At 35.0% G+C, this 17,799-nt stretch carries 17 protein-coding genes and 2 pseudogenes; 3 read left to right on the top strand and 16 right to left on the bottom strand.

The window, feature by feature from the left end; all coding sequences use genetic code 11:
* The first annotated feature begins 178 nt into the window (after positions 1-178).
* Both B2R82_RS04715 and gmtX read left to right on the top strand, forming a co-directional pair.
* On the top strand, positions 179-376 hold the full coding sequence (locus tag B2R82_RS04715; RefSeq protein ID WP_286923772.1) for a hypothetical protein: 198 nt from the start codon (positions 179-181) through the stop codon (positions 374-376).
* A gap of 47 nt (positions 377-423) precedes the next feature.
* Positions 424-1,068 carry a gamma-mobile-trio protein GmtX gene (gene gmtX, locus B2R82_RS04710; RefSeq protein ID WP_286923771.1) on the top strand — a complete coding sequence of 215 codons (645 nt, stop codon included), beginning with the start codon at positions 424-426 and terminating at the stop codon, positions 1,066-1,068.
* Positions 1,069-1,599: 531 nt separating this feature from the next.
* Here gmtX and B2R82_RS04705 read toward each other — a convergent pair.
* Positions 1,600-1,890: pseudogene (locus B2R82_RS04705) on the bottom strand (hypothetical protein); the annotation flags it as partial.
* 155 nt (positions 1,891-2,045) lie between these two features.
* A complete protein-coding gene (locus B2R82_RS04700; protein ID WP_286923770.1) occupies positions 2,046-2,645 on the bottom strand; it encodes a TetR/AcrR family transcriptional regulator in 600 nt (199 codons plus the stop codon).
* Between the two features lie 120 nt (positions 2,646-2,765).
* On the opposite strand from B2R82_RS04700, the gene B2R82_RS04695 reads away from it, so the two are divergent.
* Positions 2,766-3,971 (top strand): serine hydrolase domain-containing protein, encoded by a 1,206-nt coding sequence (locus tag B2R82_RS04695; RefSeq protein ID WP_286923769.1) that lies wholly within the window; start codon positions 2,766-2,768, stop codon positions 3,969-3,971.
* Positions 3,972-4,280: 309 nt separating this feature from the next.
* On the opposite strand, the gene B2R82_RS04690 is transcribed toward B2R82_RS04695, so the two are convergent.
* From B2R82_RS04690 to B2R82_RS04625, 14 genes and pseudogenes are all read right to left on the bottom strand, one after another.
* A complete protein-coding gene (locus B2R82_RS04690; RefSeq protein WP_286923768.1) occupies positions 4,281-4,565 on the bottom strand; it encodes a hypothetical protein in 285 nt (94 codons plus the stop codon).
* A gap of 291 nt (positions 4,566-4,856) precedes the next feature.
* A pseudogene (locus tag B2R82_RS04685) lies at positions 4,857-5,615 on the bottom strand (phosphotransferase family protein).
* A gap of 524 nt (positions 5,616-6,139) precedes the next feature.
* On the bottom strand, positions 6,140-6,568 hold the full coding sequence (locus tag B2R82_RS04680; RefSeq protein WP_286923767.1) for an NUDIX hydrolase: 429 nt from the start codon (positions 6,566-6,568) through the stop codon (positions 6,140-6,142).
* A 342-nt stretch (positions 6,569-6,910) separates the two neighbouring features.
* Entirely contained in the window at positions 6,911-7,168 is a 258-nt protein-coding gene (locus B2R82_RS04675) for a cupin domain-containing protein (RefSeq protein ID WP_286923766.1), read from the bottom strand.
* Between the two features lie 155 nt (positions 7,169-7,323).
* Positions 7,324-7,860, bottom strand: a complete 537-nt coding sequence (locus B2R82_RS04670; RefSeq protein WP_286923765.1) for a hypothetical protein — start codon at positions 7,858-7,860, stop codon at positions 7,324-7,326.
* 239 nt (positions 7,861-8,099) lie between these two features.
* Positions 8,100-8,615: a GNAT family N-acetyltransferase gene (locus B2R82_RS04665; RefSeq protein WP_286923764.1), complete on the bottom strand. Its 516-nt coding sequence runs from the start codon at positions 8,613-8,615 to the stop codon at positions 8,100-8,102.
* Positions 8,616-8,692: 77 nt separating this feature from the next.
* Positions 8,693-9,703, bottom strand: a complete 1,011-nt coding sequence (locus tag B2R82_RS04660; protein ID WP_286923763.1) for a hypothetical protein — start codon at positions 9,701-9,703, stop codon at positions 8,693-8,695.
* Positions 9,704-9,856: 153 nt separating this feature from the next.
* On the bottom strand, positions 9,857-10,009 hold the full coding sequence (locus B2R82_RS04655; RefSeq protein WP_283868410.1) for a YpzG family protein: 153 nt from the start codon (positions 10,007-10,009) through the stop codon (positions 9,857-9,859).
* Positions 10,010-10,617: 608 nt separating this feature from the next.
* Positions 10,618-11,616 carry a LacI family DNA-binding transcriptional regulator gene (locus tag B2R82_RS04650; RefSeq protein ID WP_286923762.1) on the bottom strand — a complete coding sequence of 333 codons (999 nt, stop codon included), beginning with the start codon at positions 11,614-11,616 and terminating at the stop codon, positions 10,618-10,620.
* A gap of 75 nt (positions 11,617-11,691) precedes the next feature.
* Positions 11,692-12,690 (bottom strand): ureidoglycolate dehydrogenase, encoded by a 999-nt coding sequence (gene allD / locus B2R82_RS04645; protein WP_286923761.1) that lies wholly within the window; start codon positions 12,688-12,690, stop codon positions 11,692-11,694.
* Between the two features lie 16 nt (positions 12,691-12,706).
* The gene (locus B2R82_RS04640; RefSeq protein ID WP_286923760.1) at positions 12,707-13,714 is read right to left on the bottom strand and encodes a zinc-binding alcohol dehydrogenase family protein; all 1,008 of its coding nucleotides are present in this window, start codon (positions 13,712-13,714) and stop codon (positions 12,707-12,709) included.
* Positions 13,702-14,967, bottom strand: coding sequence for a hypothetical protein (locus tag B2R82_RS04635; protein WP_286923759.1), 1,266 nt, complete (start codon positions 14,965-14,967; stop codon positions 13,702-13,704). Before B2R82_RS04635 ends, B2R82_RS04640 begins: the two co-directional genes overlap by 13 nt.
* A gap of 12 nt (positions 14,968-14,979) precedes the next feature.
* Positions 14,980-16,479 carry a UxaA family hydrolase gene (locus B2R82_RS04630; RefSeq protein ID WP_286923758.1) on the bottom strand — a complete coding sequence of 500 codons (1,500 nt, stop codon included), beginning with the start codon at positions 16,477-16,479 and terminating at the stop codon, positions 14,980-14,982.
* Positions 16,480-16,500: 21 nt separating this feature from the next.
* A complete protein-coding gene (locus B2R82_RS04625; RefSeq protein ID WP_286923757.1) occupies positions 16,501-17,766 on the bottom strand; it encodes an MFS transporter in 1,266 nt (421 codons plus the stop codon).
* Positions 17,767-17,799: the final 33 nt, after the last annotated feature.

The raw sequence follows: 17,799 nt of genomic DNA, 5'->3' as shown, positions 1-17,799 counted from the left end.
CTATATCGGATGTNNGGATGTTGAAATTTCTATTAATAACGTTGAACATGATCTTGAACAGCTTCAAATCATCTGTAACGGGGCGGAACTGTTTCCTGAAACAGATGCAAGCAAGGCAGTTTTACAAAGGTCTCAAATCATAGATTTAACATTAAAAAATAACAAAAAAATGCCCGTTATGTTCTCATTAACAGAAGAAGAACAGCTCATTGCAGGAAATCAATTTATGAGGCTTTTGATTAATCGTGCTGGTAGTTTAAAAGATGCTATTCCTTATGCAATCGGGCGTAAGAAACTTGAAGAAATCGGGTTTAAGAATGAGTTTGTTGATGAACTTAAATCTGTGACTTTAAACAGAAATTTATTACCAATATAATAGTTCTACTAATGATTAAGAATAATTTATGTATAGGAGGAAATATGATGGAAATAAATCCAGATGAACTGTTCTCAAAGTTTTATGAGAACGCTTCTACAAGGAAAAAGAAAACATTAGAATTCATACATAACGCCTGTAAAAAACAGGCAGAGTCTGACATAAAAGATTTTTCCATTGGTACTATAGCCAGACTGATAGCAGATGATGGCGGACCAAGTGAACAGGCTCTTAGAAACAAAAACGCCAAGGATTATAGAGTTTTGATAAGACAGTGGGCTGAATACTATAAAACTACCACTAAAAAGCCTAAAAAAGAAAAGAAAACAACCATAAACGATGATATCTTGGTAAGTATCTCCGAACCAACAACAAAAGCATTGGTTGGTATGCTTATGGCAGAGAATAAAAAGTTCAAAAGAGAAAACTCTCTACTTAAAGAACAAACAACCTTTACGATTGATATGCGTCCTATAAACAATCTTAGCAAAAATAAGGATGTTGTTATAGTCGAGCCTTCTTATAAACTGACAGATACCGAAATAGATGCACTGAGAAATGCTATATCAAACGAATTTCTGAACCATCAGGGATGGACTACCGATAATTATGGCAGAGTAAAAGAAAATGGCATTCAGATATATAAGGCAGGATACGTAACTGCCATACAAAAAATTCTTAATGAGATATAAATGTAGCTTTAAAATAAAGTTTGAACAAAAACACCTCGTAATTCCTTACACTAAGATTAATAAGAAGTATCATTTTGAAAAAAGATTAATCAAAATGGATGCTTCTTTAGCATTTTTTAGTTTGCTTATTATAAAAAAGTTTGATCATTTTCTACAGCGTTACTTCATAATCGCGGCCTATAATGGAATAACTAAAACATGATATCAATCTCAAAATTAATTAATTTTTCTTTAACTAAAGCTCTATTTAGGTGTAGAAGAAAAACTATTTAGTCAGGGGGAAGGTATTTCCTCCATTCTTTCCAGGCCACCATATAATCATTTAAATCATGTGGATGAACTTTAATACATACTTCAGTACGTGTATATAACTGAAAAAGAACTTCATCCATCAGCCGTTCCTTATTAAAAGAATCATGAATTTCCCACAACGAAAATAATAAAAAAAGCGTACTTAAATTTACACCTATCCGAAATTAGAAATTAGTTGTAAATTAGCCAATTCATTTAAATCGATTGTTACCGATCAATCTATGCTTTTTGCAATGCTTCTAACCATACTAAATTAATTTTTATAATCGCTTTTGCTACACTTAATGTTGATTGTGGGTTTTGACCTGTGATAAGGTTACCATCAATTTGTACATTTGATGTGAAATTCTCCGCTGTGACAATATTATTCCCAAGTTCACTTAATCTCGATTCAAGTAAGAATGGCATGTAAATATCAAGCCCAGTCTCACGTTCCTCTTTGTCCGTAAATGCAGCAATAGTTTTCCCTTTTACAAGTGGTGTACCATCTGACAACTTTGCCCCTACCAAATAAAACTAATATAACTGATATTTAGAAATTGGTTGTAAGTTATCCATTATGCTGGTCGATCTCCCTTTTTTCTTGTTGGCATACATCCCTGAATCATAATTTTATGGAAGTGAAAATGAAAGCCCTAAAGTAGCAACTTTATAATAAATGAAATTTACTCTTTATGTTTTGTTAGACCTTCTGATAAACACTCGATCATCTTTTTCATCATCTTCGAAAAGGTAGGTTCTCCAATCTCTTGTCGATGTAAAGGAATTAGTATGGTTGTCCTAAAAAGGCCAATAAGTACTTCGGGATCATCTTCTGTAACACCTTTTTCCTGTAAAAATTTCACAAACTCCAAAGAACTATTTAAATCTTCCTTTGCATGTTTATCCAGAAGTTCCTTAGGAAGTCTTTTCACAATTCGATCATATTCACCTCTTTGATAAAGACTTTGTAAAAATGGATTTTGTTCTATAGTTTTAAAAGATAATTCAAAGAAACGAATTAAAAGTTCTTTTGGAGGTAGAGACTCACACATAATTTCTGAAATAATAGTATTTTTTACTTCTTCCTCTTTTCGCAATACTGCGTAGAACAACTCTTCTTTTGATGAATAGTATGAATAAAAGGAACCTTTTGCTATTCCACACGCATTTACAATGTCATCAATAGTTGTTTTAGAACAACCATACTGAATAAATAGTTCCTTACTCTTAGCGAGTAATGTTTCATGTCTGTTCTTCCTCTGTTCACCAGTAATTCTAGCCATCATCACGCCACCTCTCTATTTGACTATTTATTGATTTTTAGTCATATATCTGTTAAGTTGATTTTATTCAATTTATTCTTTTTTGTAAAGAGATGGCTTATTCAGAAGGAGAAAAGCAATATGAGAAAAAGAAGTAATATTCCAATTCATGGTTTTGTTGCACCCGGTTTTGAATTAGTGAAAGAAGAATTTATTAAAAATTTTACTAACAGAGGAGAAATAGGAGCAGCTTTTTCTGTTTTTATTAATAACCAGCCTGTTGTTGATTTATGGGGCGGATATCGAGACCGGAAAACTTGTGCAGAATGGCAGGAGGACACATTAGTTCAAGTATTTTCTGCAACAAAAGGCTTTGCTGCATTAGCGTTAAGTCTAATGCATTCAAGAGGTTACATAAATTATGATGAAGAGGTATGCACATATTGGCCTGAATTCGCCCAGAATGGCAAAGAGAAAATTACAGTTAGACAGCTTCTTGCACATCAAGCTGGATTATCAGCTCTTGATGCACTTAACATTGAAAATTTAGAAGACCTAGATACTTCACGGTTATCTCTTGCACTAGCTGCAAGTAAACCAGATTGGGAGGTTGGAAAACTTCATGGATATCATGCATGGACAATTGGGACATTCATAGCAGAGCTCATTAAAAGAGTCGATCCACAACATCGTACCCTAAAAGATTTTTTTTACGACGAAATAGCTAAACCGCTAAATGCAGAGTTTTATATAGGACTGCCCGCTGAAGTTTCGGAAGATAGAATTACAACGATTGAGGGTATTAACCATCCTATTCAATTACTTAAAGGAATGACCAAATTACCACCAAAAATGTTACTTGGTTTTCTTAATACAAAGTCATTAGTAGCTAGAAGTTTAGTAGATCCAAAAAAATTCGTAGCAAATGATAATTTTAATCATCGTCCTATTTTATCTATAGAATTCCCTTCAGGAAATGGTGTGGGACAAGTAAGAGCAATGGCAAAAATTTATGGTGCTTTTGCTAGTGGTGCAAAAACTCTCGGATTAAGAGAAGAAACAATAAATGAATTAAGGAAAAGAGCTATCCCTCCGACATCAGGGTATTATGATCATGTGAATTGTATAAATATAGCCTATTCTTTAGGATTTTGGAAACACTTTCCAGATATAAAATTTGGGCGAAGTGAAAGCTCTTTTGGTCACCCAGGTGCAGGGGGATCATTCTGTTTTGCCGATTCAGATGAAAAGTTAGGTTATGCTTACGCGATGAACAAACATGGATTTGGCATGGCCAATGAACCAAGAGAACTTGCACTAAGAAAGGCTTTATACAGTTGTCTATGAATAAATAAAGATACTTGAAAATAGTTAGGGATATTTTTATTTTGTACAGTTTTTTGGCTATGAATAGTAGAGAAAAGTTAAGTATAAAGTGAGCCATATTTTTTCTTAAAATAAAAAGATGGCTCGCTTTATGCTGAAATTCGCTTAGGGTATATTTTCGTTAAATGTTGCTGTAGAATAAAGTATGATCAAATTAATACTAATAACCTTGAAAAAACGAACAAAAAGAAAGAGCGTGTTTTGAAAAAAGTTTGATCATTTTTACTACCCATTTTTGGGGTACAATTCATTAACATATGATTTGTCCTGTTAGTGATTTTTGAAGAAGTGTATAACAAATGGTTCAGCAATGTCCTCAGGTGTGGAAATCCTTTTCAATAGAGTATTTCCAACTAGGGCTTCCATTATTTTCTTCATTCCCCTTGGACCATTTTCAGCTCTCTTTGAATTTTGCTTTAAAACAAGATAAATTAAAAGAGTGATGATCGCAGTGTTTTGGATAGCTAAAACGCTAATACCTATAATAGTTTCATCATTAGATTGAGCACCCAAGATATTGTCCAAAACTCTAGAGCTAATAAAAGCTAAAACCATCAGTTCTAAAAATTGGAACAAACCTCAAACAGAATCCCCCTTTATCTTGTCGTTCTCGCTAACATTTTTGTTTATGTCTAATTCAAAACATTCTAATTTTTTCAACATGAATATCCATATTAATTATTTAGAGTTATTCTACAATAGGGCCCTTAAATGGAGGAAGGCGCATTCCTTATTAAAGAAATGCGCCCGATTGTGGAATAAAGGTTTCCTTATTCTACTCACTTACCTCGTTAGTTCAAAAAAATAGCTGGCGTATCCCGTTAAAAATATATGGATATTAGAGCTTTATCCATCACAAAATTGATTGACAATGTTCATTAGCCGTTTATTTTCTTCAGAAGATACCATTTCGTCTAACCTTGCTCCTACGCTTATTGGCATCCATTGGAGTATTTCACTTTTGGATATGTTTTTATTGCAACAATATCATTGTAAATATAGCTCAGCTAAATCAATGGAATGCTGAGATAATAATAAATATGTACGACATACGTCTGCACGGATGTCCCCAGCACTAGCGTCTACCCAATCAATAATACTAACTACATCTTCGTTCATAATTAGATTAAATGGATGCAGATCACCATGGCATAGTCTAGGTTCATACTTTAAAGAGTTTAACCTACTAAATAACGCCTTTTTTTGTCTTTGATTTAGGGATAGAGCCGATTCAATCTTACGGTGAACTTTTATATCCATAAGTTCAATTTCATCGGATTCTACCTTGACTTCATGTATTCTTTTTTGAATATTAACAAGGACATTAATATATCGCTCAGCCTCATTTAGATTTTTTAATAGATGATGTCCTAAGGTTTCCCCGTTAATGTATTCCATTATTATTGCCTGTATTCCGTTTATCTTTCTAACCTCTAAGACTTTAGGAACATTAAGTCCACATGAATATGCATACTCTTGTTTCTTAGCTTCATAAAACGATTCAGTGGGAGGTAGATTTTCTTTGAAAATCTTTACTATTTTATTATTCCATAGATATAGATTGGCTGTATTCCCGGTAGCTATCAGTTTTCCTTTAAAATTCATACCATTCCTCCAATCAATCATTTATTAAATTTAAATTATCTTGTAAGTTTGAGTACATCAATTCGAATTAACTAAATAATAACATAATCACTAAAATTTTATTTGGAGTTGTTATTCAATTATATGGCCCGATTGTGGAATAAGAAAATTATCAAACTTATTAAAAGACCACAATAAAAAATACATCCATTATCTCAATATAGATTTAATGGATGTATTTTTATATACAAATAAAAGTTTGATTATAAAGCTTGATTATATATAATCAAACTAAAATCCTCTAAATATAAGGTCTGGTTTTATTTTATTATACTATTTACCCTATATTAGTGCGGTAGAAACGCGGTTGTTTTAGCTAATATAGCCTATTTCTCCTAAATTTTTTTGTGTTAAATTTTAGGAGAAATAGGCTATAGAATGTTCTATACATTAGTAGAAGCGCTAGTAATAAAACTGAAAATTTGTGAACCTAGTCCCTCGCTAGTTTTCAGATTCCCCAAATGATTTCAATAACGGAAATACACTTAATGATTAATACGAGCCATTACTCGATACAAATAATCTCCATGCCCTTTTGCTAGTGACACTTCCTGCTCATCTGTTATCCAATAAAAGGAGAATATAAAACCTGTTTCGTTTAATCCTGTAGGATGATGCTGCCATGTATCTCGTTTTTCATTCGTCGTTAGATGATAAAAATAGCGTTTTTGTAAAGCGCCTGAATAATGATTAAAATAATCTTCAGCAATTAACCCATTAACTGTTAAATGCGATAAGCCAGTCTCCTCAAACATCTCTCGAGTTACAGCCTCTAGCGGTGTTTCCCCTTCCTCTACTGTGCCTTTTGGAATTTGGATGCCGGCTCCTTCTGTATTTTGCTCAAATACTAGCACCTGTAACTGCCCCTCATGCTCTCTTGTAATATAGCCAAATGCTTTTTCAACTACTTGCATGAAGTCATCTCCTTTCATATTTAATGTTACAATAAATAGAAAAATTGGAATCGATGGTAGAAAGTGTTGACATTAATTATACGACAGATGCAAGAGAATAACATCTTATTCGTGCAAGAAATTGCCAAGAGAAGCTGTCATCAAACAAGAAACAAGGACAATGTATTGGTTCAGCTCTACTACAGCTAGGTATCCATATGTTTTCAGAAATCAAGTCACTTATCGTTTGTGTGGGAAAATACAAGAGGTATGTACTTTTATCAAGCAAGGGATTTATTAAAAACGGTTAAACTCAGCTTAAAGCTGTAACGGAGCTAAAATTTACTCCGTTACAATTTGTGACTATGCAAGATTGATTTGCTTAGATTCGAGGACAAGTGCTGTTAATCCCGAGTCACTTCCTGATTCATGTGCTTGGCCTGTTTGCCAAAATACACCCTCTCCAGCCTTTAAAAATATCTTCTCCTTATCTGCTCCACAAATCCATCCTTCACCTTGAATGACTATAAATAACTGGGGAACAGGAGCCTCATGCATGCCAACGATACCACCCTGCTCTATATACATAAAACCAATACTCGTTGGTTCTACCGTTCTCATTATCCTCTTATAGAAAGCGTCTACTGAATCATAATTTATAATTTGATTGGCAAACTCTTTTGTGAAATTAAATATTTTCATATTATTTATATTTCCTTCCCATGAAATTAAACTATATTATTCTTAAAAGCATTGTGAGACAGCTCATGCCTTCACTATGCTAATTCTTCCTGTGCAAATGCTAACAGCGTCCCATCTTCTTTCTTGAAATAAAAAGCAAATGCATCATAGCCATTTCTTTTGATTGTGTCCCAGTCTGCTGTTTTTCCGCTAATCAGTTGTACATAACCTCGGTCATCTACCTCATAGTCATCCACTTCTTCATCGAAATCAATATTATAAAAAAATGATAATACAATCTCTGTTGCGGGTATGTTATATTTTTGAAGTGAACGATTAACACGTTGCTCTTCTGTATACTCATCACAAAACAATGCATTATAGCCATGCATGGTCCCATCAAACAGTAAAATTTCCTCTGCTGTTAATGGATCCTTTGCAACGATTTTAGCGGTCGTACCTGTAATGAAAGGCATTACCTCCCCCTCAAGCGATAACATATCACCAAAATACCAAATTTCAAATTGTTGATTGCCAGTGCTAGAACAAAGCTGTAATTGTGATTCAACTTCGTTCAGATGTTGTACATTTTCTGCAAATGGCTGTAAATATGTTGGAATTGGAATATTCATTACTTTCTCTCCTTTTTAATTAACCTTATACACTATTATAATAAAAGGAAACATTTAACTTTATCTAATGAAGAAATATTATTCAACCAGAAGGCAGAGTTATTGTAAATGGTGATAAATATTTAATGATTTCAGGTGGGTATTAATGGAAAAAGGAAAGGCGTTGAAATTAATACTCTAAGCGCATAGTTTTTTTATAAACGTCTATAACTAGAATTTGATTAGCCAATTTAATGAAATTAAACCATCTTATACATTAAAACATCATCAATATATTGCTTATCATTTAACTTAATTTCATTGATTTTTCTTCCTTCCTCCACAAATCCCATCTTTTTATAGAGAGCAATGGCACGTTCATTTGTTGAAAATACGCCAAGATTAATCTTTTCAATATATGGATTGAGCTCTGCCCACTTTAGTAGCTTCTCAAGCAAACGTTTTCCTATCCCTAGACCACGATATTCTTTTAATATCATCATGCCAAAGGAACCAGTATGAGCTAATCTTTTTCGATTTGGTGATTGAAACACAAGCCAACCAACTATTTTTTCTTGATATTGTGCGATTAAGATTAATTCACGTTCATTTGCTAATTTTGCTTGTATCCATTTTTTTTGCTCACCAATCGTTTGCTGAAATTCCTCTAATGTAGTGATTAAAAAATCTTCTTCTACTAAAACTTCACTCTGTATTGCCAGCATATTTTCAGCATCCTCTTCAGTGGCAGCTCTAATTTTGATTTGTTCTGTCATTTAGGATCTCTCCCTTCAAAAAAGCAACACAAATAGTCTCCTTAATATGATATGGACATCAAGGAGACTAAATGATATTAATGATTTCTAGTCAGATATCTTTGGAAATTTTTTAAATCCTTTGCCAAAAACTCATTGGATAACCAAGCATTTGTTGTTTTGATATCCTCCATAAAATTGGAAAGAGAGGTTTTATCTAATTGACTAAATTGCTTTGAAACCTCTGTATTTTTAATGTTTTTTTGCCAATTACCATAGTCTTTTATTTTTTCTTGCACGAGATGTGGTTGATTTGTATAAATCGATTTTACCAATTGATTATATTCCTTGAATGCTTCCACAAGCGCATCTTTATCCTGTTTTTCAGTAGCAGCTACTATTTTATCTGTAAATCTCTGCCATTTTTCAGGGTACGCCTCTTTTACTAAATCATCTATATGAATATAATCATCCGGTGCATGTACTAATGGCCCCTTTTCAATGGCATATGAAACAGTACCATTGTCATTTTTCACGCCATTGACTGCAAATTTTGCAATTGTTGTCATAGCCTCCATAAAATCTTTTGCCTGTTTTCCCTGTAAGTAGTTATCTGCAATAAATTGCGCTTTTTCTAAACCAAGTGAAATCATGGCTTGACGCTGTTCTTCCGTCATATTGCCAACATTATGCACTAAGAGATTTTGAGAGATTGTTGAATATGTAGCATCGAGTGCTTGCTGACTTGCACCTTTTAAGCTATTGACAAGTTTCTCGTTTGTTTGAATATGCGGGATGATGATGGCAAGAACATTATGTTCAATTTCCTCATCCAATCGAGCCTGCTGTTCCGCACGAATAGCCAGCTGCTCCTCACTTTCTACGTAGTTTAATTTCCCTCCATCCTTAAACATAGAGGTTATTTTTTGAGCTATCTCCTCCGGTGCCTCTTGCAATTGAATTTGAGAATCGAATAAACTACGCGCTTCCTTTCCAATTGTGACAACATCCTGACCTTTTTTTAAAGCTTGAGGATTTCCATCTTCCTTAGACGGAGTATGGATGGTTTGAAGAAAATTTACTGTATTTGTATATGATGTTATTTTCATTATAATCCCCTCTCCCTTTTAAATTCGTTAGAGTTTATATCGGATTAATTACAAAATAATTGAAGATAAAAAAATAATTGGGTCTATTTTAGCTTACAAATTAAAAACCCAGAATAAATTCTGGGCTTGATGACACTTACTTTTCTAGCATGATTAAAACTGTCGGGCCTTTGCTTCACTTCTCAAGATACGGTTGTGGAGAGTAATCTCCGTTTCACCATTTACTTGAGATTTAGAATGCTTAATCCTTGACCAGTTGCGGTGGATTTTTTGAGATTTGGGGTCTAATTGTTCAAACCTACTCATTTTCCATCCTCCTCATCATTATAGATTTCATAAGTGAAATCTGTTTTAGTATGAACTACGAATTAAAAATTATTCTTCCCACACTTTTAAAAAGTATGGTAGGCAAATAATAGGAGGTCCCTTAAGTTAGCCGTTTTATTGGGATATAACTACTCACCTTAACTACAGTATCAGTGCCATCAATAAAAAATTTAATAACCATTAAATATTTTGCCCTATATTTTGTAAAAAATCGATCATTCATTCAGATTTTTTCTCTTCGAATATTTACCGTCTTCCGAGTTGATATGTACACTTTCTATTGTATATAGTCCCTTTATTCCATTTTCTTTAGACAAATCAATTTTTGTTTCCTTAATTATTATTTTTTCAGCCTCTAAATAAGTAAAATTAGGTAGATGATAAAAAATAATAAAGCTTATTAATAGCCCTATAGGACGACTTTGTCGCATGATGAAACAGCTAAATCCTGTCTCGAACGATACAGTCACCTTTTTTTACCACAGAAGCATCGGGCTAAGTCGTGAATTTGAACAAGAAAAAGGGGGATTATCAGTATTACTTAAAACAGCAACCCTTAGCTAAGTTCCTAGCTTTGGGTTGCTGTTTTAGTTAGTTGAATCTCGATGAATGACTATTGGCTTAAAGCGATAGAGTTTTTGTTCATCTGTTATCTGTTCTTTTTTGATTTTTGCAAAGAGTAGTGAAGCAGATTTTTGAGCCATCGGTAGGATAGGCTGTTTTAAGGTGGTAATGGAAGGAGTTAAAAAATTTGCATAGGGCACATCATCAACAGCTATCACTTGTAAATCATTCGGTACACGTAAGTTTCGTTTTTTTATATAAATCATTAATTCTTGAAAAATACGATCATTTGCAGCAATAATTCCCTTTGGTGGTTGTTCCAATGCAAATAATTGATCGAATATTTCTTCCATCTCTACTGGTTCACCATTTTTAATGTATCGCTCATCAACTAACATATTTTTATTTAGAAGTGCTTGGCGAAATCCTTCTAAACGTTCTACACGAGGAGTAATTGGTAAGGCTAAAGATGTGGTGATAATGGCTAACGGGTGCTTTCGAAACGTTTCCACTGCCGTACTCATTGCTGAAAAATTATCAAGCAATACAGCTGGAATATCCACTCCCTCTATAAAACGGTCGATAAAAACGATTGGAATCGCTTGTTGGTGAAGCCTTACATACAGATTTTTGTTTTCTCCTGTTGGAAAAACAATCAAGCCATCCACCTGTTTTTCTAGTAAAGTTTCGATATGTTTTTTTTCTTTTTTAGGATTATCCGCCGAATTACATACAATCATATGGAAGCCTTCTTTATCAAACTCTGCTTCCAGTGCATTTATAATTTTTGTTGAAAAGTCATGGATAATATTCGCTACTATAATACCTATCGTAAAGGTAGATTTCTGTTTTAAGCTACGTGCCATTAAATTTGGACGATATTGCAATGCTTCAATAGCTTCTTCAATTTTCTTACGAGTCTCTACACTCATATATTCATATCGCTTATTCAAATATTGCGAGACGGTACTATTCGAAACATTTGCATATTGCGCAACATCGGCAATTGTTGTTTTTTTCACTAAAATCAATCTCCTACCTATAAATATGGAAACTCTCCTTGGTATTATGTAGCATAGCATACTTTACTGGTTAAGTTAACTATTCAAATAGTTATATACTTGTTCTGGTAAATCAATGCCCTTATCCATTGTTTCCGCACTACATTTCTGTTCAATTTCACCAGGTACCAATACCTGTTCAAAATTAGGTGCCGTTGGAGCATCATGTAATTCATTCATCATTTGTGAGATATTTACTTTGAATTGATCAATATCTCCAAAAATATTTGGATCTAATACATATAAATATTGTCCTAGATTGCGTTTTTGTTCGTAATCGCTATACATTTTTGAAATGTGTGGACCAAAAGCTGCACTTGCTAAAATTCCGGAAAGAACATCCACTACAAGTGCCATACCATATCCTTTTGCCCCTGCAAACGGTGTTAAAGATTTTACTTGATGAGGGTCTGTAGTTGGCACCCCTTGTGCGTCAACTCCCCATGTATTTGGGATTGTTTCTCCTTTTTCACGTGCATATAAAATTTTCCCGAGTGCTACATTACTAGTTGCCATATCCAAAATGATTGGTTTATCGTTTGTTGGAAAACCGTAAGCTATTGGATTCGTCCCAAAATAAGGCTCTTTTCCTCCAAAAGGAACGACTGCAGAGTCAGTTTGTGAGCACATAATAGCAATTAAATTTTCATTAGTGGCCTGTTCAAGGAAATAGCCGAGTGCCCCACAATGGCTACTCTCTTGAATAATCGTTGTACATGAACCATGTTCCTTTGCTATTTTAATCGTTTCATCCATCGCTTCTTTACAAATAACATGTCCAAAACCATTATCACCTCTAAATAGAAGGTGATTTGTGCCCCGTTTTTCTACTGAAAAATTTGGGTTTTTCGTTATGCCGCCTGCCTTTAAACGTGTTAAATAATGTTCCACACGCATAACACCATGAGAACTGACACCACGTAAATCAGCATAAATCAAAACATCTGCTACTTGCGCCGCCGTTTCAGCGTCAACACCCTGAGCTGTGAATTTTTGAACAACTATTTCTTTTAATACTGGTACAGAAATATTCATTGAAATAATCCTCCCATTATTTAAAATAGATTTGGGCTTTATTCGTATTGTACTGTTTTGCCTCAAAGTAAGAAATTGCTTCGTCAAATGCAATATTTTTCGTGACATAGCCTTGCTTTATAGCACCTGATTGCATATAGTTCATGACTGTCTCAAAATCTTCCAAAGTAGCATTACGACTACTTTTCAGCGTTAATTCCTTTGAATGGAATTCAGGATCGTTAAATGTAATCGTCTTCTTCATTAAGCCAATAAATACTAATGTTCCGCTATTTTCTACGTACTGGAACGAAGATTCCATTGATTGTTGATTGCCTGTTGCATCAAAGACAACTGTAGGAAGTTCGCCATTAAATTTTTCATGTAATTGGGACATTACCTCATGACTACCAACAATTACGCCATCTGCTTCCGTCCATGCCTGTCCTTCTTTTAAACGTTCTTCATTCAAGTCCATTAAAACTGTTTTTGCTCCCCGTAATTTAGCAAAGCGTGCCGCTCCTAACCCAATTGGTCCTGCACCGATGACAAGTACTGTATCATTCTCTGTTAATTCTGAACGACGAACAGCATGAGCACCAATAGCTAATGGCTCAACAATAGCTAATTGATCGCCTGACACTGCATTATCTGTAATCACAATACTGTCATCGACTACGATATACTCACCCATACCTCCATCCATATGTACACCTAATACTTTCAAGGATTTACAGCAGTTCGTTTGGCCTCGACGACATGCAACACACTCCCCACAATGGATGTATGGAATAACTGTTGCACGATCTCCTACTTCAATGGCTTTTACTGCTTCACCGACTTCTTCCACGATAGCAGCTAGTTCATGGCCTAACACACGTGGATAACTAAAGAATGGCTGTTCACCTGCAAAAGCATGTGTATCTGTTCCACACACGCCAATATGTGTGATTTTTAATAGAACATCATGACTTCTTACAATACTTGGCTTGTCTACCTCACGTTCCACCATATGAAACGGTTCTTTAATAATCAATTGTCGCATACTATTTCCTCCAATAATCTATGAATTGTGGATAATTGTTGAATCACCTCGGTTGCACCACATTGGAAATGCTGTTCGATAAATTGTTGCATTGGCTTTGTCTGCCCCTGTTCAAAATGGTTATGGATATCAACCAACTTTTCGATAACCTGATCGGATTCACGCATGGAAAAGCGTGTTGGATTCATTGCATATATCCCTAATGCTAAAGCTTGATAGTATATTTCTGTTTCAGCAAATGGAGCAATACGTGTTTGCCACTTTGATAATTCATTTAATTGAATATCATATAGCTGATGCTCAATAAATGGATTTAAAAAACGTTCAAAGACATCTTGCTGATAGCGTTCATCTACTTGGAATCGGTGTGTAAAATCGTTTGTTACTTTTTCAATAAAGGCTCGAACGCCTGCATTAGAAAATGCCTCTCTTACGGTTGTATAATTATAAATTTTGCCAAATGCTGAAAGCAAAATATGACTACCATTTAAAATGGCGACTTTGCGTTTCCGATACATGTCTAAATCATCAAAAACAAAAGGTAAATCAAGACATGTTGGCCAATATTTAAAAGGCTCTTTCTGATCAATCACAAATAAGAAATAGGGTTCACAAACTGTATATAAGGCATCCTTTCCCTGATACTCTTGTGGATAACCCGTTACAATACGGTCTACTAGTGTATTACAAAAAGTTAAAGTAGCGAGCCAGTCATTAAATGCTATAGGCAAGTTCCAGTCTTTGGCATGCTGTAGACAAATCGTTTTTAGTGTAGAGCCATTCTGTTCTATTAATTCCAGAGGCACAATTGCCAATTGTTTTTCACCTTGAAAATGATTGTAATATTGTTCTAGAAAGACTGTTAACTTTGCTGCATAGCTTGTTGGACAGGCAGTAGGGTATGGGATATTTTCGTAATAAATACCTGCCTCTGTTGTATTAGACACAATCATTTCTAATGTTTCTGACTGCGCATATTGTAAAAATGTATGCCAGTTCTCATATGGATGAATAGTATCTTGAATAATCTTAATAGTGGTTTCTTCTTCTACAACCTCACCATTTTTTAACCCACGTTCCATCACAGTGAATTGCAACTGTTGTTCTTCTAGCTGTTTAACTGTTTTTCCTCTTGCTGTTGCTGCGACTGAAACGATACTGCAAGGGACTCGTAGTTTTTCAACTGCTAAGTCAAAAAAGCCTCTAATAAAATTCCCATCACCTATTTGCATGATTTTAATAGGATGCTTCATATCATTTCTCTCCTACATCGTCACGCCATCTTTAAAAATGGCGATTTCTTTGAATCCATATTTCTCATTATTTGTTTGTACTTCGCCTGCAGCTAGCGCTACTATATAATCCATAAATTCATCGACTAATACATCCATAGGCTTACCTTCCACTAATTGCCCTGCGTTAAAGTCAATCCAATTTTTTTTGCGTTCATAAAGTGGTGTATTTGTTGAAATTTTGACTGTAGGTGTCGGTCCTCCAAACGGTGTGCCCCTACCTGTTGAAAAAAGAACGATTTGGCAACCCGTTGAGGCAAGTGCTGTTGTTGATACAAGATCATTTCCTGGACCGTTTAATAAATGTAGCCCCTTTGTTGTCATACGGTCTCCGTAATCAAGCACTTCTTTTACCTCTTGGAACCCCCCTTTTTGAATACAGCCAAGTGACTTTTCCTCCAATGTTGTAATTCCACCCGCTTTGTTTCCTGGAGAAGGATTTTCATAAACAGGTTGATTATATTTAATAAAATACTGTTTAAAGTCATTTACTAAATGCACAATATCCTCAAAAACAGAGTCATCTTTTGCACGTTCCATTAAAATCTGTTCAGCCCCAAACATTTCTGGAACTTCCGTTAACACCGTCGCACCGCCTGCTGAGATCAATTGGTCAGAAAATGCGCCAATCATCGGATTAGCTGTAATGCCAGAAAAACCATCACTACCGCCACATTTTAAACCAATTTTCAGTTCTGAAATAGGGTACGTTTGTCTTTCAAATGTCGTCACATAGTCAAAGGCCTTTTCAAGCAATTGTTGACCCTCTTCCATTTCATCTGCAGATTCTTGAACATTTAAAAAGGCTACGCGTTGTCCATCATAATGGCCGATTGTTTTCTTAAATAGCTCAATATAATTGTTCTCACACCCTAACCCTAATACAATCACTGCCCCTGCATTTGGGTGGTGAATTAAATTAGCTAATATTTTTTGTGTATACGTTAAATCATCACCGAGTTGCGAACAACCATATGGATGAGCGAAATGCTGTACACCATCAAAGTTGTCAGCCTTCAAAAATTGATTGCCTAACTTCGCCAGATTTTCAGCTACTTTGTTAATACATCCAACCGTATTAATAATCCAGATTTCATTTCGTACACCAACCTGACCATCAGTTCTACGATAGCCCTTGAACGTGCGCTGTGCATGACGAGGCTCGGCTATGGGATGTGTTTTTGGATTAAATTCATAGCTTAATTCCCCTGTTAAATTGGTTTTCATATTATGTGAGTGAACCCAACTACCTGCTAGGATTTCTTCTGTCGCATGACCAATTGGAAAACCATATTTTGTGATATGTGTATCTTTAGAAAGAGTTGTGATGGCAATCTTATGCCCACGTTGTACTGATTGCTGTAACGTTATTTCTATCCCATCCAATGGAAGTAAAAAGCCTTGAGGAAGATCACTCAAGGCTATGGCAACATTGTCCATCGGATGAATTTTAATAACTGACTGATTGTTCATTTGAATCCATCCTTTCTATTTCTAAGCTATTTCTTTATGAACAATTGGTGTAACAAATTTAATAACTGCTAAGGAAGCGATGACTGCTAAACCACCTGCAAGTAAGAAAGCCGCAGAGAACGTGCCTGTTTTATCTACTAAGAAGCCTGTTAAAGTTGGTCCAATAATCCCTGCCGTGTTTGCAAGGAAATGCATAAAACCACCAACAGACCCAACATATTTTGATTCCACCACGTCATTGATAATTGCCCAATAAATAGCACCTGTTAAATATAAGAAGAAAACAGAGGTAGCAACAAGCGCGACAGCACTAACTGTTGTTGTTACAATACCTGCACAGCCAATAGAAACGGCTGCTAAGAATAAGCATGTAACTAGAACGACTTTACGAGAGAATAAAACTCCCTTACGCATAAAACGTTTATAAATGAAATCTGATACAATCCCACTCAATGCTAAACCGAAGAATCCTAAAATCCATGGAATAACAGTTACGATACTCATATCTTTAACAGCCATGCCACGAGCCTCTACTAAATAGCTTGGGAACCAAGTTAAGAAAAAGAATAGGATATAGTTATAGGCAAAGAATGAAAAAGCTGTAAACAAAACTGTTGGTTGTTTTAAGTAGTAAGACAGTCCACGACTATGATTGATATCTTCTGCTGCAATCTCTAAGTTTGCCATTGGTTCTACACTGTCTTCTTTGTTCGGTTTTTCTTTTACCACTTTAAACCATACAATTGCCCAAATAAACCCAAGAATCATAATCGCAATAAACGAATATTTCCAGCCATATGCTAATGCAATATAACCAACAATTGGACCTGCGATTGCACCACCAAGTGGCGTACCACTATTGGCTAGCCCTACTACAGAGGCACGTTTATCTGCTGGGAACCAGTTATTCACCATTTTATTTATGGTTGATGACAATGGCCCTTCCGCCATACCAAAGACAATACGAACAATAATCAACGAGGCAAACCCAACGACTAATACCATTGCTCCACTGAATAAAGACCATACAATCATCGCTACAAATAGCGTTAACTTGGCACCAAATTTATCGGAAGCCATTCCGCCCAAGAAGTTGAAAATGGCATACCCAACAGAGAAACTACTAAAGATAATCCCTAATTGTGTCGACGTTAGATGAATATCCTCTTGAATAAATGGTGCTGCAATCGATAATGCTGAACGGTCTAAATAGTTAATGACACCTGCTAAAAATAGCATGACAATAACAACCGTTTTGCCATCTCCAAAAATACCTTGTTGTTTCATATCTTTCACCCCTAAATTTGAAATAGATTCCCT

Source organism: Lysinibacillus sp. UBA6686, from assembly GCF_002455205.1.
Classification (GTDB): Bacteria; Bacillota; Bacilli; order Bacillales_A; family Planococcaceae; genus Lysinibacillus; species Lysinibacillus pakistanensis.
This window is presented reverse-complemented; position numbering and strand designations above follow the sequence as displayed.

Bases quoted from the DNA above. Each gene is read 5' to 3' on its own strand.
- B2R82_RS04715 (WP_286923772.1), top strand. From the start codon at position 179: ATGTTCTCATTAACAGAAGAAGAACAGCTCATTGCAGGAAATCAATTT.
- gmtX (WP_286923771.1), top strand. From the start codon at position 424: ATGGAAATAAATCCAGATGAACTGTTCTCAAAGTTTTATGAGAACGCT.
- B2R82_RS04700 (WP_286923770.1), bottom strand. From the start codon at position 2,645: ATGGCTAGAATTACTGGTGAACAGAGGAAGAACAGACATGAAACATTA.
- B2R82_RS04695 (WP_286923769.1), top strand. From the start codon at position 2,766: ATGAGAAAAAGAAGTAATATTCCAATTCATGGTTTTGTTGCACCCGGT.
- B2R82_RS04690 (WP_286923768.1), bottom strand. From the start codon at position 4,565: ATGGTTTTAGCTTTTATTAGCTCTAGAGTTTTGGACAATATCTTGGGT.
- B2R82_RS04680 (WP_286923767.1), bottom strand. From the start codon at position 6,568: ATGCAAGTAGTTGAAAAAGCATTTGGCTATATTACAAGAGAGCATGAG.
- B2R82_RS04675 (WP_286923766.1), bottom strand. From the start codon at position 7,168: ATGAGAACGGTAGAACCAACGAGTATTGGTTTTATGTATATAGAGCAG.
- B2R82_RS04670 (WP_286923765.1), bottom strand. From the start codon at position 7,860: ATGAATATTCCAATTCCAACATATTTACAGCCATTTGCAGAAAATGTA.
- B2R82_RS04665 (WP_286923764.1), bottom strand. From the start codon at position 8,615: ATGACAGAACAAATCAAAATTAGAGCTGCCACTGAAGAGGATGCTGAA.
- B2R82_RS04660 (WP_286923763.1), bottom strand. From the start codon at position 9,703: ATGAAAATAACATCATATACAAATACAGTAAATTTTCTTCAAACCATC.
- B2R82_RS04655 (WP_283868410.1), bottom strand. From the start codon at position 10,009: ATGAGTAGGTTTGAACAATTAGACCCCAAATCTCAAAAAATCCACCGC.
- allD (WP_286923761.1), bottom strand. From the start codon at position 12,690: ATGAATATTTCTGTACCAGTATTAAAAGAAATAGTTGTTCAAAAATTC.
- B2R82_RS04640 (WP_286923760.1), bottom strand. From the start codon at position 13,714: ATGCGACAATTGATTATTAAAGAACCGTTTCATATGGTGGAACGTGAG.
- B2R82_RS04635 (WP_286923759.1), bottom strand. From the start codon at position 14,967: ATGAAGCATCCTATTAAAATCATGCAAATAGGTGATGGGAATTTTATT.
- B2R82_RS04630 (WP_286923758.1), bottom strand. From the start codon at position 16,479: ATGAACAATCAGTCAGTTATTAAAATTCATCCGATGGACAATGTTGCC.
- B2R82_RS04625 (WP_286923757.1), bottom strand. From the start codon at position 17,766: ATGAAACAACAAGGTATTTTTGGAGATGGCAAAACGGTTGTTATTGTC.